Annotated in this window: 1 protein-coding gene; it reads left to right on the forward strand. The window is 67.1% G+C overall.

All coding sequences use genetic code 11. The features are described 5' to 3' along the window. Window positions 1-207 precede the first annotated feature (207 nt). Entirely contained in the window at window positions 208-1,410 is a 1,203-nt protein-coding gene (locus tag ON37_RS26625; protein ID WP_040723177.1) for an IS110 family RNA-guided transposase, read from the forward strand. The last annotated feature ends 20 nt before the right edge of the window (window positions 1,411-1,430 follow it).

The following is a 1,430-nucleotide window of genomic DNA, read 5'->3' on the forward strand; positions in this document are numbered from 1 at the left end:
CTCCGTAAGTTGTTAGGCGGCCCAGGAGGGCCGGATGTGGCTGATGGTTTCTTGCCTGTTGTGGCTCACGAGGAGTGGCCGTCCGGTTCTCCGGGGCGCCCTGACTGCTGATTGAGATGTGCGCGCCTTGGGCGGTCGCTGTTTACGGAGATGACGGCGGGGTGTTCTGCGGGCCGATGTAGTTGGTCGCAGGACGAGGAGCGGTGAGTGAGTGATCGGCGAGCCCAGGTGTGGGCGGGTGTCGATGCTGGTAAAGGCCATCATTGGGCGGCGGTGGTCGACGAGACCGGGGCCACGTTGTGGTCGAGGAAGATCGATAACGACGAGACCGCGATCCTGACCGCGATCGGCGAGATCATGAGCCTGGCCGAGGAGGTCCACTGGGCGGTCGATATCTCCGGCACCGCGTCGGCGTTGCTGCTGGCGTTGCTGGCCGCGCACGGGTTGACGGCGGTGTATGTGCCCGGTCGCACGGTCAACCGGATGGCCGGCGCCTACCGGGGTGAAGCGAAGACCGACGCCCGCGACGCCTATGTGATCGCCGAGACCGCGCGGCACCGCAGCGATTTCACGGTCATCGACGTGCCGGCCCAGCTGGCCGCCGATCTCGCCTTGCTGACCGCGCACCGTGCTGATCTGATCGCCGACCGGGTTCGGATGATCAACCGGCTCCGCGACGTGCTGACCGGCATCTTCCCCGCGCTGGAACGCGCGTTCGACTACAGCGCCCACAAAGGTGCGCTGGTGCTGCTGACGGGCTACCAGACACCGGCCGCGATCCGCCGCTGCGGGCACACCCGGCTCACCGCCTGGCTGGACCGCCGCAATGTCCGCGGCGCCGACCAGGTCGCTGCCACAGCGCTGGATGCGGCGAGGGCTCAGCAGACCATGCTGCCCGGCGAAGACATCGCCGCCGGAATCGTCGCCGACCTGGCCAAGCAGATTCTCGCTCTCGATGACCGCCTCAAACGGCTCGACGCTCAGATCCGGGACCGGTTCCGGACCCACCCGCAGGCCGAAGTAATCGAGTCGCTGCCCGGGATCGGGCCGATCCTCGGCGCCGAATTTCTCGTCTCCGCAGGCGATTTGGCCGCATACACCGACGCCGGACACCTGGCCTCGGCGGCGGGGCTCGTGCCCGTCCCCCGCGATTCCGGCCGCAGGACCGGGAACATGCACCGGCCGAAACGATATAGCCGCCGACTGCGGCGCGTGTTCTACATGTCGGCGCAGACCAGCATCATCCGCCCCGGACCCAACCGTGACTTCTACCTGAAGAAACGCGGCGAGGGACTCAAACACGTCCAAGCCATCATCGCCCTGGCCCGGCGTCGTGTCGCAGTGTTGTGGGCACTGCTGCGTGACAATCGCGTCTTCACCCCCGCTCCACCGGCCACGCAAGCGGCTTGACTTCAACATTGAGACTCCTC

This window comes from Nocardia veterana NBRC 100344 (assembly GCF_000308855.1).
Classification (GTDB): domain Bacteria; phylum Actinomycetota; class Actinomycetes; order Mycobacteriales; family Mycobacteriaceae; genus Nocardia; species Nocardia veterana.